The sequence below is a fragment of the Brucella sp. HL-2 genome (assembly GCF_025846885.2).
Lineage (GTDB): Bacteria > Pseudomonadota > Alphaproteobacteria > Rhizobiales > Rhizobiaceae > Brucella > Brucella quorumnocens.
In genome coordinates this window covers 19,512-35,045 of sequence record NZ_JAOYTK010000035.1, presented here as the reverse complement: position 1 = coordinate 35,045, position 15,534 = coordinate 19,512, and the positions used below count along the sequence as shown (strand labels likewise).

The following is a 15,534-nucleotide window of genomic DNA, read 5'->3' as shown; positions in this document are numbered from 1 at the left end:
ATCATTGGCTTTGACGACATTCCGTTGGCTCGCCTTACCACACCGCGCCTATCAACGATCGTGCAACCTGTTAAGGCAATAGCCGAGAACGCAGTCGTCGCACTTCTGGGAACCGATGTACCGCAACGATCAATTCTGCTCACACCTACAATCAAGTTGCGCGAAACAACGATCAAACTCTAGACTGGCTAACGCACGTGAAGAAAGTCCGCATGAAGGATGACACTTTTAGGAGATGTGTCCCCCTTCAAAATCGAACGTTATACATGTCCTCTACATCACAGTTTATAAAATTAACAGTAATCTCTGAGTTCATTTGTTGTTGGTCCGCCAAGTTTTTGCCTCTGTAATCCAATATATTCTCTTCCTGCCTCCCAATTCAAATATAGAATTGACCGAACACATGAACGATACAAACCCATTTTCATCGAATCCATTAAACCTTCGACTGATCGGCTATGTGCGTCCTTCTTGGAAGCAATAGCATGGCCTAATATTGCTATCGAAGTTCTGATCGATCACGCTCGCCGCTACGGCCGGGTACACGATTGAGGCGTTGGTAATGCCCCTCTAGGAGAACTCTCATTAACCGAGGGGCTGCTTCCTTTGTCAACTATAGCTTAGCCGCGTAACATTTGCCTGTCTTGACTACCTAGATTGCCGAAAAGGAGCTGGGCAACGGCAATCTCACCAGAGCGTATCTTCGTCGTTAGGGAGCGCATATACCCTCCTGCAGATTTAATTTGGCTCCCGCGCTGTAATATCCAGGCGATGAGAGCCGAAACACATTCCCTCCCCATAAGAGTAAACGCTTCCTGATATGCGCTGTCGGAGATACCTAAAAATGAGGCGACTCCTCGTGTGATGTCAACGAGATCTCGCCAGCAAGCAATTCCTCGCGCAGCATACTCGCGAATATCGGGACAAGCTCTGAGAACCATGTCGAGCGAGAAAGCTTCTGAGGATTGGCTTTTTTCGAGGTGTGATGACGAACGGAGTTTTTGAACGGATGTTGATCTCAAATCACTCAAATTACATAAAGAAGATTCAAATGAGGATTCAGTCAGGGATTCCTTATAGTGCCGCTCAATCTGGTCATCACTGGCGCTCAATTGATCGTTATTATGCAAAAGATTCAAGGTCGTAGATAGTTTTGTATGCAACGCTGACAGACGTTCCAAGGCCTGACTTAACTCGAGGCCGGTTGCGCGGCGGGGCAGCCGTTCGATGATTGCGCGGAACTGATCGTTGTCTGCTTGAAGGGATGAAGCATTGCCCTCCATTTCCGCTGCCAGAAACAGCTGGGCGATTTCACGACGCAGAAGAGTGATTTGCTCGCGCGTTCGTTTCAAAGCAAGTGCTTGAGCCTGAATTGATTGAGCAGCTTTCGCGATCTCATCAGCACGCTCAAGGAGTGGCTGGAAAGAAAAACCAAAAGCCTCTTCAACTTCTCCTGCCCTGTCCTTATAAGCGTATCTCTTGCCATTTGGACTGTCACGACGCAGGATGAGCCCGGCGTTCACAAGCGCTGCGATATGACGTCTTAATGTGGATTCCGGCATGCCATGCGCACGCAGAGCCAATTGGCGATTGGAGGGAAATACCACTAGACCTGTTTTGTGGCTTATTTCGTTGCTGGGATAAAATGACAACAGAGAACTCAGGACTGCCAGACAGCGATCATTCACGCCGAATTGCGTCTTGGCGATGCAAAGCTGCTTATAGACTGACCATCGGTTAATGGATGTGTTAACAGATGGGGTACTTGATTGAGCCTGCATTTGCGCAAGTGTTATCGTTCGCCCGCAAAACGCGGACGTTATCCTCTCGAGAACTTGCATTTATCTTCACCTTTCATAAGGCAAAAGAAATTCGCCCGTCAAAATGACGTCCAACACTCTTGACAGTGATTCATGGAAATGCGATTCTCGAAGCGACCAAACTTGAGGAAGGCTTCCATGACGGCAACGTTATCGGGGGCCTTTTTCTTTTGCTGTTAATCTCCACTCGATTGCGGTTTTGATTGCTTATACTCGATATAAAATCGATCCATATTGCTTGAAAGCCAGTCGCTAAATGGACGTGCTTCCGTACTGGAAAGTTCTATGGCAACGTTTTTCGGCTTTTGCTTCATCGACAAGCGAACGGCTCTATCGTCAGATGACCATGACTTTTCGGTTGCTGATTTTGCCGGCACCTTAGCGGCAGACCGTACGCTGTATTTCTTCAGATAATCATGGAGAGCATCAAATCTCTCCTCTTCAGGCAAAGCCATAAACCCATCTGAAACAATGCGCGAAAGCGCTACATCAAGATGAGCTGGATTTAGGATTATCTGGCGAAGTGAGAGCCATTTGTCTCGACCTATCTTTTTTGACGCACCCATCGCCATGATCATCGTCGAGGGCACAGTCTCAACGACACTTAACATTTTCGATAACAGCGCATCATCAATGCCAATGGCAGACTTAACGATATCCTTGCTCATTCCGCTTGAGAGGAGATTTTGCGCAAAATAAGCGCGCTCGATGAAAGATAAATTAGATCGCGCGGAGTTTTCCTGCCCCTGGGCGATCGCGGATGAAATATCATCGAGTTTTTTGACAACAGCTTTGACGTGAATCCCAAGATCCATAGCGGCGCGTGCACGGCGATGACCAAACACCACCATATAACGTTCGCTGTTGTGGGGATTGGGACGCACGAGAATAGGCGTCGCCTGACCATGTTCCCTAATGGCCTCTTTAAGAGCTTCAAACTCACTGTCGTCCTCGGATAGACGGTCAGAAGCGAAGGAGACATCGAGAAGTTGCGGCTCGATCTCGACGATTGTCTCACCGTCCATTAGCCGCTTCGTATTCTCAGCCATTTCCTCAATGGAACGCACAACAGTTTTCGCGGCACCCGTCATGCCATATCCGGTTTTTGGAGCCGGTTTATCGCTGTTGAGTGAAGCAAGATCAAGATTTGCAAATGGATTCTTACGTGACATTGGCAGTTACCTCCACGGTCATTTCGGATAACCAACTGAATAATAATAGGAAAAAAGGAGAAAGAACGGCTGACAAAAACCTCATCTACGCCCCCATGTCTGATGGATAAGATCGGCAACCTCTCCATTTGTTGCGTTCAGGCTTTCCATGGCACGCTCATAGGTGGAACGTACAAAGTCACTTTTTTCGACTTCGTAAAGGGTTTGTTTCTTTATCGACGCATCAGAAATGGCTGTTGACTTCAAAACATGGTTTTTAAGCATGTTTTGGGCAAACATCGATTGCATAAAGCCGACCATCTGAGCCTGAGGAATGTCGGTGGGTTCAAAGCGCGTTATAAGATAGCGGAACCATTTTACCTTTATCTGTGCACCAGCATCCGCCACCGACGTCATAATGCCCCCCAGCATCTGAAGAAATTGAGACATTGACATAATATCGAGCATCTGAGGGTGGATGGTAATCAGAATACCCGTAGACGCCATAAGCGCTGTAATCGTCAGATATCCCAACTGTGGCGGGCAGTCGATGACCACAACGTCGTAATTCTCTTCGATTTCTTTCAACGCATTGACGATGCGTAAATGAAAAAGCCGCCCCTCTTCCCCTTTGCGACCTGAGATCGCTAGTGGTACATCGTATTCATATTCCTGTAAAAGTAGATTTGCAGGAACGATATCAAGGTTTGGAATATTGGTTGACTGGATGATCTCGGCGATTGTTTTTTTTTCATCGTCAAAGCGCAACGCTTCGTAAAGTGAAGCAATGTCATCAAGTTCGGGCTGAATTCCAAACAGCGACGTCAGAGATGCCTGCGGATCCAAGTCTATGGCCAGTACACGATGGCCAGTCAATGCAAGGTATTGCGCCAGATGAGCGGATGTCGTCGTCTTACCGGAGCCACCTTTAAAGTTGACCACTGAAAGAACCTGAAGTGGTTCGCCGCTCTTGCGACGGGGAAGATATACGCGCTTATCCGACTTCTTGTTTTCTTCAAGATGGGCCCGAAGTTCGAGCATTTGTTCTGCGGTATAATAGCGACGCCCTGAAATCACTTCGATCTCAGGACCCTTGCCTTCGCTGTGCAGCTGTCGCAAATGTGATTGGGTCACACCGATAAGATCTGCCACTTCCGGGAGCTGAAACCGCCGGAGGCTCTTCCGCGCATCCGGCGGGTACTGCTGAGTCCGCAGCATGTTCAACGCGCTGGAGATTTTTGAGCCCTGGCTCGCAATTTCGTGGTCAAACCGGCTTGTGTTGTGATCGTTCATTTTGTGAACTAAAGTCCTTGCTTGGGTCACTTTCGCAAAAAAGCGCGAGGCATTCATATTTTCGCAACTATAATTCCGATTCTCCCCGGACTGCAAGGAGTTTAAGGTTAATGAAAGGTTAATTGTTGGCATCAGAAATAAAGACCTGACCTGGATCTAATTATTCTGCTTTTGCTGCTTAAGCTGAGTGTTTGCGTATTATCAGGTTATTTGTACAAAATTGAATGCTGAATGGTGGCTGTTGAGGCCCTAAGAACAATTAGCAAATAACCACCCTCGTTTTGGCGATGGAAATCACACCGGAGTTGCCAAGATCAAGCAATTGCTGATTATGAGGGCGTGAGGTGGCCCACGTCGTTTTAGTGATAGCGCAGATATAGCGGAGGTCGGGAATTGGTGGCGGTGCGCGTTAGCTGCGACAGGCTCAAATCAAACGACCTAAGTATCATTGGAGCCGAGGCCCACGCGGCTGATAGAATGTGAGGTTGTGTTAATCCCATGCTGAACGCGGGTTGAAGTAGAAGACTTGACGCCTGCTTGAACCGGCGAAGGGGGAAAGTGTCCTCATTTTCGCCTCAGCGCGCTATGCGTATTGAGGACACTGCGGTAACCAAGGCGGTCATAGATTAACTCAATACAGTTCCCTGAGCGTGTTAGGCGGGTATTTCATTCCCTTGCTTTTCCGTCGCTCTTCAGTCTCGAAGTCACGATCTCGAATTTGGAAAAGCCAACCTATGGATGGGGTTGCCACTGAGCCCAGATCATTGATTGGTTCCCAAGTCGAGAATTGTCGGGAACCAGCGCGATTTGCGGCGACGTGACTATTTCTGAGGAACCAGCATGCCAGATTAAATATTCGATAATCCACGTTTTGTAGTCATAAGGGGCGTCTTACGGATCGTCCGTTGCGAAGTTGCGCTGCTTTAGGCTTTCTTCAGTACGAGTGGACCAAAAGAGGTTCAGATCTGCTAAGCCTCTGAGAAATAACTATTTTTATCTCAAAAGTACGGCTGACAAAAATTAGGCGCGTCGCTTGATCTAAATCGCCATTACTACCAGCGAAACTCAATCGCTTTTGCTACGAACTTCGTTTGCTTGGTGCTACTTCGCGGTGAGCCCGGTAGCGAACTGCCTCTGTTTAAACCAGAAACCTGCATAATGGCCTTGTCCAACGCTTCCGCGACCAATCAGAAATGGTCCCGTGAATGAGATATGCAGCGCTGCCGCTTGCATTTGATTTACTTTTGGAGGTTGTTCAGTCACGGGTCGTTTTAGCAAGTTCACCCAAGGATAATAGTGGGATCTATTCAGGCGTAGCTCATGCGCACTTTGTGGTGAATACCAGTATCTGAATAACTAACTGTCAGGCGGGTTTTGTTAACTGTCCGACGCACCGCTTGTTCTTTTCACTGCCGCGTCGGTCATACTGAAAAGACTTGCCAATTCGGTAGAAGGATTAGCACGAGCGCTTATGGCCGTTGTAGAACGCCGGCATATTATTTTTAGCTATTCTTCCGGAGATTGAGGGGAGGGCAGGTCATCGGCCTCCGACCAGTTCGTCAATCAACACTGGTGAAAAGTTTTCTGACCGCGCGGGCTATATTCTGGTAGCAGTTTGATGCTGAATTAATTGGAAGTTGATCATGGACCGCGCGACTAACTGCGGGGACAAGCGCAACAGTGAGGTGTTCGCTTCAAATGGTCATCCATGGCCACGAGTTAACTTTGTAGATACGTCTGTCAGAGATAAAGTAATCGCTTGGAATAAACTGACACGTATAGCCTGAGTGAAAAAAGGGGATCGAAAGCACGTATTATGATAGTCGCTAATAAGTTCTGGCGGTCTTTTATCGCAGAATGCAAAGAACCCCACGCAGCTTCATAAATGCTGTCCTCGTGACCTCATCCATTTACGGTCCACATCTTGCATTTTCGCGCGAACTGGATCATAAATATATGAAACATTATCGCCATTGGCAGATATTCAGGCTTGCTTTAAATCCTTTAGAATTGTTGCTTTCAGCATAGTCGTAGTGGCGAAACTTAATAGCCTGTTAAGTTTCGTAATGGTGAGTAAGCCTTTAAAGATCAACGAAACCTATTGACCGATTTCGACGCGCTATCGGGTAGCTATGGCGGATTTGTTGGTGTACCGATATCCCGATACGACGAGAGCGGGCATGAAGCGTTTTAAACTTGAACGGTATTTCAACGTGTCGCATCCATTCACGACCTAATCTATCATCTTGATCACGGTCACCGCGACCACTCGACCTCAGCCGACTACGGCGAACTGTGTCAGGCACTACCAACATGCGGAGCCAAATCTCAGACTGTAATCTGTGTAAAAGTTCTTTCAAAGATCGAACCACATCAACTCGCAGATCGACGTTTCTTTGTCGCATATTCAGCTTCAGCTGCTGGCGGGTAAACGAAATTAGGCGATAGAAAATCGCTCGAAATGTCGTTGAACTTTTGTAATTTGACCTGATATCGACTGGGCATCATTGTGCCTGTTAAGCACATCCGTTGGCGCGACGGAAAAATGCTTTTTAAAGCTGCTGGAGAATTGGTCGGCATTGAGGAACCCGTATCTGTAGGCAATTTCTTTGATGCGTACACGGTCAATACCTCTTCGCAGCGCAAGATCCCGATAGGCGAGCTGCAGCCGCTTTTGCCTTATGGTAGCTGCCGCGCCGCCGTCTTCTTCCAGCAAACGATAAAGGTGAGAGCGGGATATTCCAAAGCGTTCAAAAATGTATTCAACATTCAGTTTTGGATTCTGAATATTCTCGCTGATACAATTTAATATCTGCATCCGCAGATGCTCGGCGGGTGCAGCAGAAAAGTTTGTCGCCGCAAACTTAACGGCTGAGGCCAAAAGTTCGACCAGTGCTTCCCCGACTTTGTTTCCTTCCAGGTATGATAAATTTCCAGCTTCTTCGTAAAAACTGCGGAACATTCTACCAACCAGCTTACCGAGAGCCGTGTTCGCTTTAATTAGTGTTCCATGTAAATTCGCTGTGCCGCAAGCCTATTCAAGCTCTTCCTTTTCCAGGAGCAATGTGACGGTCTTACCGGGTTCACAATTTGCATCACATGTTCCCGTAACGCTAGCGATGTAGATATCGCCGGGTAACACAGCGATTTCCTTGTCGCCGAAGGCACCAACACAGCTCCCCTTTCTGAATAGCTGGACCTAATAGTGGCTGAAATCACTGCGGGATATCCATTTTTTGTCCGAACACAGCGGTGGCGGCTAAATGCAGAGGTGCCGATCAACCGTGTTCCCAGAAAAAACGAATGGATAGTTCCATCAATGAAAGTCTGACCTGAGGAAGGTAGCTCAAAAGCTTCATATAAAGGTTTTGCCAACTGACGGAAAAAGTCAGTCCGATCTGCCACCTCAAGAGAGATATTAGTGGCAAACAGTCCATTGGCTAGTACCGTCGAGTTCTGAACCATAGTTATTGTTCGCGCAATTCTGCCAGCCATAATTGTAATCATACTCTGCAACGAAGCTGCGAAAATTGGAATGTAAAATTAGCGTAGTCCCTTACTTTCCACCTTGCTCAAACACTTTAGAGATGGGGGAGGGAGCACATCTTTCGCGAGATTCCGTTGTATCATGCACATAGAGCGGATGCTCCAAGTAAGACTGAATGATCGATTGGAACAGGATAGAGGTAGTCAATTGCATCCTTTGCGTGATCTGCTATTTTTCCTAGTGACCAAGCGGAACTTGTAGAAGGTTGTTGATGTTGCCTATTGAGTTTATCTTGGCTTTCAAGTGGTCTGTGCATAACCGGCTGTGGGGGCGGCGGCAATTAAAGAGTAGAGCATAAGATGTTATTTCGAATGATAGACAAATTTCGGCCGTGGAGCCATGCGCATCGTTCGATGGCAATAGCATTTCCGAACTCTCAAGAGTTGGCCGCTCGTAAGAGAACCCAGACTGGGCAAGATGGAACGATTGTTGCATTCTATACGAAAAACAGTCTTTACGAGCATGAGAAGGAACGGCTTCTTTCAAGCGCGAGACACCTTGGATTGGAAGTGGTTGTCGTTCCTGTCGAAAACACCGGGAGCTGGGTTCGTAATGCCGGACTGAAGCCTGGAGTTTTGGTGGACCTTCGCCAAAAGGTGCGGGGTCCCTTGCTCTATGTTGATGTTGATGCGGTCTTTCATCGTGACCCCTGGCCAGAACTCATTCCCATCCAAAGCGACATTGCAGTCTATTACGAAGCAAGTGGCCATTTGTTGAGTGGAACTATTCTTATCAATGATACGCCCTCGGCGTTGAAGCTGCTGGAAACATGGCAACAAGGATGTCTGGAGCAACCGGATACATGGGATCAACTTGTTCTGGAACAGATCCTAGTTCAAGATAATGCCGAAGCACTGCCACTTTATTCAGTAACACGCCTGCCAGTGTCTTTCTGCTGGATATTCGACCAACTCGAAAATGAAGCAGTTGGTCAAATTTATATTGAACATTTGCAAGCGAGCCGCGAAGCGAAGAAGCGCCCGCGTCTGTTTGGCCGTAAGGGAAAGCGGCTACAACGAAGACTTGATCGTCTGGCGGAAATAGAGCTCATCTTGAACGATTAAAGATGCGCAACTGCACTCTGTCCCAAACGGTTCCATATGCCAATACCTGTCCTCATGTATCATCAGATAGCACCTTTACCAGTGGCCGATATACCATTTCACGGTCTGCTGGTTCATCCGAACCGTTTTCGGAGCCAAATGAAATGGTTGAAGAGAATGGGATATCTCGGGTTGTCTCTTCGTGAGGCCATTCCTTACATCAAAGGCGAGAAAACTGGAAAAGTCGCGGCGATTACTTTCGACGATGGATTTCTGAACGTCTTGGAGAATGCCGCGCCAGTTTTGGCGGAATATGGTTTTACCGCAACGAATTATTTTGTTGCCAATCAGGTAGGTGGAAGTAACGTCTGGGATCAGCTGCTCGGCGTTCCCAAAACCCCTCTGATGTCTGCAGCACAACTGCGAGAATGGGCAAGACTCGGCCACGAAGTCGGTGCTCATACGCTTGATCATGTCCGTCTGCCACATACACCGGACGAAGAAGCTAGAAAGCAAATTTCCCAGTCAAAATTTGTCCTAGAGGACATACTCGGAGCAGAAGTCTCAAGTTTTTGCTATCCATATGGTGAAAATAGTCCCTTACACAGGCAAATGGTGCGAGAAACGGGGTTTGAAACCGCGACGACGACCATACGTGGACATGCCGGACCCTCCGACGATCTAATGGGGCTGCCGCGTATCAGTATACGCCGCCGAGACATTTGGCCAAAGTTTCTCCTTCGGCTTCGTGCTCAACATCGAAGTTCTTAAGCGGACTGACCGGACAGTAGCTTGTCCGGTCAACTCGTTATTAGGTATGCGGAACAAAGAGCAGTCAAATCAATACAGCGCGCGGCTCCAGAAATGCCTCAAGTCCGAATACGCCCATTTCACGACCGATGCCTGATTGTTTAAAACCTCCAAATGGAGCCAGGGGTTCATGTGGAGCGCCGTTAATAACGACACGACCGGATTCCAGTTTGCCGGCTAACTGGCGTGCTTGGACAATATTAGCGCCATGAACATAGGCTTGTAATCCGTAGCTGGTATCATTGGCGATACGGACTGCATCTTCTTCATCTTTGTAAGGAATGACCACGAGTACCGGCCCAAAAATCTCTTCGCGTGCTATGCGCATTTGATTAGTAACACCCGAAAAGATGGTTGGACGCACAAACCAACCGCGTTGCAAACCTTCTGGACGACCCTCACCACCGATGATGATTTTCGCGCCTTCTTCAAGCCCGAGGCGAATGTAGGATTGAACCCGATCAAATTGCTTCTGGCTGACTAATGGTCCCACTCTGACCTTAGGATCGTAAGCGTTGCCAGACTTGAAAGTTTTAATCGTCCGCTCCAAAGCATCAAGTATTTCTGTCAAGCGCCTTTCAGGCACCAGAATGCGTGTCCCGGCGATACATGCTTGTCCACTATTCATAAGACCTGATATCAGAACTGTTGGAATTGTTTTTGCCAGATCGGCATCGGCGAGAATGATGTTCGGTCCTTTCCCACCCAGTTCCAGTGTTACACGCTTTAGAGTATCAGCAGCAGATTTGACGATTTGTTTGCCGACTGCGGTGGAGCCGGTGAAGGTAATTTTCGCGATGTCAGGATGGGTGCTGAACTCGTCTCCCACCACATCGCCACGTCCGTTGACGATGTTGAAAACGCCCTTAAGTAAACCAGCACTATGCAGGCATTCTGTGAAAATTTGTGTCTGGATTGCGCTCATTTCGCTTGGTTTGATAACCACTGTAGAACCGGAGGCGATGGCGGCTGCGAGTTTACTCGCTATAAAGCCATAGTTGCTGTTCCACGGTGTAATAGCGGCTACCACGCCCAAGGGCTGCATTGTCACTTCTGCACGGCCTATCTGACGAGTGAAATCGTAACTCTCCAGCGTCTTTGCCATATCCAGAAATGCCGATACAGCATGCTGTACCGCGAATCCGATAAAAGAATGCGGAGCGCCGTATTCTTCGCTCATGGCTGCAACGAGATCATTTTCGCGCGCAGACACTGCTACGCTCAAACGATGGAGCATCTCAATCCGCTCCGCTTTTGTCGTGCGCGAAAACGCTGGAAAAGCTCGCTTTGCGGCAGCGATTGCAGCTTTAGCGTCGTCGCGATTGCCGAGGCGAACTTTGCCTATTTTCTCTTCAGTTGCAGGGTTAAACAAATCTGCAAACTCTTCACCATGCGGAGTAGTGAACGCGCCGTCGATATAAATTTCAGTAATGGTATGCATGACAGTTCCTTTCTTGATGGTGCATATCTGGTATCAGAATATTGATCTGATAAGCTGGCCAAATTGAAACGAGCTGATAAGGAGATACGGACAATGATGCGGGGGAATCTGGCAGAGATCGAAGCTGTAGTAATGGTTGCCAATCTCGGCGGTTTCCGAGCCGCCGCGCGTGAGTTGGGTATTTCTTCTTCTGCCCTTAGTCAGCAGATTGCCACGCTGGAAAGCCGCCTTGGTGTGCGCTTGTTCAATCGAACAACGCGTAGTGTTTCCCTTTCATCTGCAGGTGAGCAGTTTGTTGCTGAAGTAACACCGGCACTGGCCGCTATTCGTCGCGCCATACATCGGGCCGATGAGCATCGTTCTGAGCCCTCCGGAACATTGCGTATTAATACGTCCCTAGGTGCAGCACGAATGATTATCGCTCCGCTCATCCTCGAATATATGCGCCGCTATCAGCAGATGAATGTTGAGATTGTTACTGAAACGGCTTTGGTTGACGTCAATGCTAGAGGCTTTGATGCTGGCATCCGGATTCTTGAAGCGGTGCCGCCCGACATGATCTCTGTTGCCCTCAATCAGGATATACAGCCGATGGTGGTCGCTTCACCATCCTATTTTATGGGGCGCAGCAAACCGCAGATACCAGCTGATCTGGAAAACCATAATTGCATTCGCGCACGAATGGCCAGTGGATCGATATATAAGTGGGAGTTCGAAAAGCGCGGGATCGCATTTACGCTGGATGTACAGGGTTCGCTGATACTTGACGAAAGTGATCTCATGTTGCGCGCTGCCAGAGAAGGTGCGGGCATCGCTTATCTCAACGAGTGGCAGGTGAAGGAAGATCTGCAAAGCGGCCAGCTTGTGCAGATATTAGGGGATTGGACACCGCCCTATCCGGGACTTTGTCTGTACTATCCCGGGCGTAAACATTTACCCGCTAAACTACGGGTCTTTGTTGATCTGATTAAAGAGTTACGCTCTGCAAAAATATACTAAGTGACGCCGTCACTATGAGAGAGGGGACGCTGGTCCTTATTTTTTTAATGGATATTGCAGTCTAACAAAATAAAGTTTTTGATAATTTTGTTAGCTCAGAGAAACATACGGCCACAAGAAGCTGGGAGAGTTGAGGGATGATCTATGATTTCTGCATTGTGGGCGGGGGCATTGTAGGCCTTTCAACTGCGCTTAATCTCCTAAACTCGCGCCCTGGAGCATCCCTCGTCCTGATCGAGAAGGAAAATGGCTATGGCCGTCACCAGACGGGGCATAATAGCGGTGTTATTCATGCAGGGATTTATTATAAGCCGAAAAGCTTCAAGGCGGATCTGTGCCGTGAGGGTGCCATCGCCACCAAAGAATTCTGCCAGCAGTATGGCATAGATTTCAGCGTCATCGGCAAGCTCGTTGTCGCAACTGACGAGCTCGAATTGACGCGCCTTAAAACGCTCAAAGAGAACGCTCTTCTCAACGACATCAAGGTAGAATGGCTCGATGCTTCAGCATTACGTGAGCGTGAACCGAATGTAACCGGTCGTGGCGCCCTGCTAGTCCGCGCTTCCGGCATTGCCGACTATCCGGCTGTTGCACGCAAGATGGCGCAACTGATCGCGGAAAAAGGTGGCGTTCTTATTCAGGGCGTCGAAGTTTCAAGAGTCAATGACAATCCCGATTATGTAGAGGTTATTTCCAAAGAGCGTTGTTGGCTGGCGCGCAAAGTAGTTCTTTGCAGCGGCTTGCAGGCCGACCGTTTGGCCAGACGTTCGGGTGTTGAGACAGATTTCCAGATCGTCCCATTTCGCGGTGAATATTACCGCATTCACGAAGAGAAGAAGAACATTGTCACCCATATGATCTATCCCGTTCCGGACCCGGCATTGCCGTTTCTGGGCATCCACCTGACACCGATGATCAATGGCGATCTGACAGTTGGCCCCAATGCCGTGCTTGGACTTTCCCGTGAAGGTTACCCTAAATTTTCCACTAATCTGCGGGACATGGCGACTTATCTCGCCTTCCCGGGCTTTTGGAAAATGCTCCGCAGCAATCTTTCATCCGGAATGGTTGAGTTGCAGGACTCATTGTTCAAGAAAAGCTATCTCAAAAAATGCCAGAAATATTGCCCTGACATAGAGCTTAGAGACCTCCAACCCTATCGTGCCGGTATTCGTGCGCAGGCAGTTACGCGCAAAGGCGAGATGATGCATGATTTCCATTTCCTGCAAACATCGAATGTCTTACATGTCTGCAACGCGCCATCGCCGGCCGCTACTTCTGCTATTCCAATTGGCAGAATGATCGTCGAGCGATTATTGGAGGAGAGGGTGCGGCCTCAAGCCTGAATCATACCGGGACCATTCAATTGAGCGTTTCAGTAAAAGTGCGAAGCGGCTTTGTGTAGGATGATGCCTACAATATGAAATTATAACATTGGATGAATGAACAGGCGGTGATCGATCAGCGGCGCGTGTGGCAAATATTCCATTGCACCCGGTGCCAGTTTTGCCAGATGTTCATTTTTAAGACGACGTTGTTCAAGCAGAACAGTACGATTAGAAAATGGGATGCAAATAATATGATCATTGAGTACCATTGGATATCTCTGACCATAGATATTCAATAAAGTGTTCAATAATACCAGATTTATTGCTCATCCTGGGTCGAATTAGCCAAATATTGAATGTAATAGCTGGCTCGAACGGCCGAACGATCAAGCTGCCATCACCGGACCCAGCCGCACTGATAGGGTCCACCACTGACACACCGGCGCCAAGACTTACAAATGTACAGGCAGTTTCCGACTGTCCCGTCTCAATCTGCATTTTGCGCGGTACTTGCAGGTCATCGAAGATTTTGTCGATAAGCATTCGCGACTGGTCTTGGGGACCCAGGGAAATAAACTGTTCTCCGACGAGATCGGTTGCATGAATAATATCTTTGCAAGCAAGAGCGTGACCCGGAGGCAGGATGCATACAGCCTGTAAGCTTTTGAGGGGGATACTCTCAATCTCGTCTCGATCGCCAGGAATGAAGCTGATACCAAAGTCGAGCTGATGACTTGCGACCGCATCAATCAGGTTTCTTGAGATCATGCTTTGCAAATGAAAGACCACATTCGGTCGTTCGTTCGCATAGTCTGCTACAATTTTTGGAAGCACACGCCGCGCAATAGCTGGAAATGCACCGATTGTCAGAGCACCCCATTTTTGATCTCTTAGAGCCGTAGCCACTCGCGATACACGAGTAATACCAGCAAACATCACTTCGACCTCCACCAGCAAAGCCTCAGCTTCTCGAGTGTGGTGCAGGCGTTTTCCCTTGCGCTCAAAGAGCGGAAAACCGCAAAAAAGCTCTAACTGACTGATCAATTGGCTAACTGCAGGTTGAGAGACACAAAGCAATTCCGCGGCGCGACTGACGCTACCCATCGTCATAACAGCCTTGAACGCCTCGAGTTGTCTAATATACACGCCTTTTCCTTATAAGTTAGCCTTATGTTTATTTAATAAATTAGTATTATTAATTATATCGAAATTGTCTATAGAGTTTTCTCAAATAACAAAATGGGGAAGTTCGATGATTATGAATTCGTTTATCCGGCTTTCAGTTGCAGCTGCGATTTCGGGATTAATGTTTGGTGCAGCCGCACGGGCGGACCAACTCGACGACGTTAAGGCGCGTGGCAAGCTCATTGTCGGCATTAAAAATGACTATGTTCCCTTTGGCTTTTTGACCAAAGACGATCAGCTCAAGGGCTTTGAGATCGATCTGGCGAAATACATAGCAGGAAAAATTGTTGGCTCAGACACGGATATTGAATTGGTTCCGGTCGTTGCCTCTAATCGTATCGAATTGCTCAACGCGGGCCGTGTAGATTTGATCCTTGCAACACTCGGTAAGAATGTGGAGCGGGGTAAAGTCATCGACTTTACTGAAGAATACTACAACATGGCGGGTGTGGTTCTGATGGCGCCAAAAGAGACCTCCATCACAAAGTGGGAAGACGTGCGCGGGCAAAAGCTGTGCGGCATGCAAGGCAATCTGTATAACCGGGCTTTGACTGGAACCTATGGTGCGCAAACCGTGCTGTTCACCGGAACTGCAGATATGTTCAAGGCATTTCAGAACGGTCGTTGTGCGGGCCTGGCCTTTGACGGCCCTATCTTGCAGCAAAAGCTAACGGATCCCGAGTGGGGCGAGAAATACAAGATTGCGCTCGATACCTTTGATTATATTCCAATCGCTGGTGGCGCGCGTAAAAACGAGCCGCGTTTTCTAGACGCTGTAAACAAAGCCATCTTGGCAGCCGAAGCAGCGGGCATTTTAGTGAACGCCGAAAAGGCCTACGATATGGGCGAAACAGAATATGTGGCGAAACGTGCCGCGGACGCCAAGGCGGCTGGATATTGATTCATACTGGATGCGT

The 15,534-nt window shown here is 48.3% G+C and carries 13 protein-coding genes; 6 read left to right on the top strand and 7 right to left on the bottom strand.

The features are described from left to right. Nucleotides 1–183: substrate-binding domain-containing protein (locus tag OIV19_RS21920; protein WP_264231631.1), on the top strand; the 183-nt coding region annotated here is incomplete at its 5' end. 437 nt (nt 184–620) lie between these two features. Here the strand turns inward: OIV19_RS21920 and repC are convergent. The 4 genes from repC to OIV19_RS21900 form a co-directional block, all read right to left on the bottom strand. Then, nucleotides 621–1,841, bottom strand: coding sequence for a plasmid replication protein RepC (repC, locus tag OIV19_RS21915; RefSeq protein WP_264233878.1), 1,221 nt, complete (start codon nt 1,839–1,841; stop codon nt 621–623). Between the two features lie 155 nt (nt 1,842–1,996). Further along, on the bottom strand, nt 1,997–2,992 hold the full coding sequence (gene repB / locus OIV19_RS21910) for a plasmid partitioning protein RepB (RefSeq protein ID WP_264233876.1): 996 nt from the start codon (nt 2,990–2,992) through the stop codon (nt 1,997–1,999). An 81-nt stretch (nt 2,993–3,073) separates the two neighbouring features. Next, nucleotides 3,074–4,264, bottom strand: coding sequence for a plasmid partitioning protein RepA (repA, locus tag OIV19_RS21905; RefSeq protein WP_264233874.1), 1,191 nt, complete (start codon nt 4,262–4,264; stop codon nt 3,074–3,076). A gap of 2,437 nt (nt 4,265–6,701) precedes the next feature. Next, the gene (locus OIV19_RS21900; RefSeq protein ID WP_264233872.1) at nt 6,702–7,226 is read right to left on the bottom strand and encodes a helix-turn-helix domain-containing protein; all 525 of its coding nucleotides are present in this window, start codon (nt 7,224–7,226) and stop codon (nt 6,702–6,704) included. A gap of 896 nt (nt 7,227–8,122) precedes the next feature. On the opposite strand from OIV19_RS21900, the gene OIV19_RS21895 reads away from it, so the two are divergent. Both OIV19_RS21895 and OIV19_RS21890 read left to right on the top strand, forming a co-directional pair. Next, entirely contained in the window at nt 8,123–8,875 is a 753-nt protein-coding gene (locus OIV19_RS21895) for a putative nucleotide-diphospho-sugar transferase (RefSeq protein WP_264233870.1), read from the top strand. A 36-nt stretch (nt 8,876–8,911) separates the two neighbouring features. Then, nucleotides 8,912–9,625, top strand: coding sequence for a polysaccharide deacetylase family protein (locus OIV19_RS21890; protein ID WP_264233868.1), 714 nt, complete (start codon nt 8,912–8,914; stop codon nt 9,623–9,625). A gap of 64 nt (nt 9,626–9,689) precedes the next feature. On the opposite strand, the gene OIV19_RS21885 is transcribed toward OIV19_RS21890, so the two are convergent. Continuing rightward, on the bottom strand, nt 9,690–11,105 hold the full coding sequence (locus OIV19_RS21885; RefSeq protein WP_264233866.1) for an aldehyde dehydrogenase family protein: 1,416 nt from the start codon (nt 11,103–11,105) through the stop codon (nt 9,690–9,692). A 96-nt stretch (nt 11,106–11,201) separates the two neighbouring features. Between OIV19_RS21885 and OIV19_RS21880 the strand changes: the two genes are divergently transcribed. Then, nucleotides 11,202–12,104 carry a LysR family transcriptional regulator gene (locus OIV19_RS21880; protein WP_264233880.1) on the top strand — a complete coding sequence of 301 codons (903 nt, stop codon included), beginning with the start codon at nt 11,202–11,204 and terminating at the stop codon, nt 12,102–12,104. 137 nt (nt 12,105–12,241) lie between these two features. Further along, nucleotides 12,242–13,450 (top strand): L-2-hydroxyglutarate dehydrogenase, encoded by a 1,209-nt coding sequence (lhgO, locus tag OIV19_RS21875; protein WP_264233864.1) that lies wholly within the window; start codon nt 12,242–12,244, stop codon nt 13,448–13,450. An 80-nt stretch (nt 13,451–13,530) separates the two neighbouring features. Here lhgO and OIV19_RS21870 read toward each other — a convergent pair whose 3' ends face one another. Both OIV19_RS21870 and OIV19_RS21865 read right to left on the bottom strand, forming a co-directional pair. Next, nucleotides 13,531–13,701 (bottom strand): hypothetical protein, encoded by a 171-nt coding sequence (locus tag OIV19_RS21870; RefSeq protein WP_264233862.1) that lies wholly within the window; start codon nt 13,699–13,701, stop codon nt 13,531–13,533. Continuing rightward, nucleotides 13,688–14,578: a LysR family transcriptional regulator gene (locus tag OIV19_RS21865; RefSeq protein WP_264233860.1), complete on the bottom strand. Its 891-nt coding sequence runs from the start codon at nt 14,576–14,578 to the stop codon at nt 13,688–13,690. Before OIV19_RS21865 ends, OIV19_RS21870 begins: the two co-directional genes overlap by 14 nt. A gap of 160 nt (nt 14,579–14,738) precedes the next feature. On the opposite strand from OIV19_RS21865, the gene OIV19_RS21860 reads away from it, so the two are divergent. Then, nucleotides 14,739–15,518: a transporter substrate-binding domain-containing protein gene (locus tag OIV19_RS21860; RefSeq protein ID WP_264233858.1), complete on the top strand. Its 780-nt coding sequence runs from the start codon at nt 14,739–14,741 to the stop codon at nt 15,516–15,518. Nucleotides 15,519–15,534: the final 16 nt, after the last annotated feature.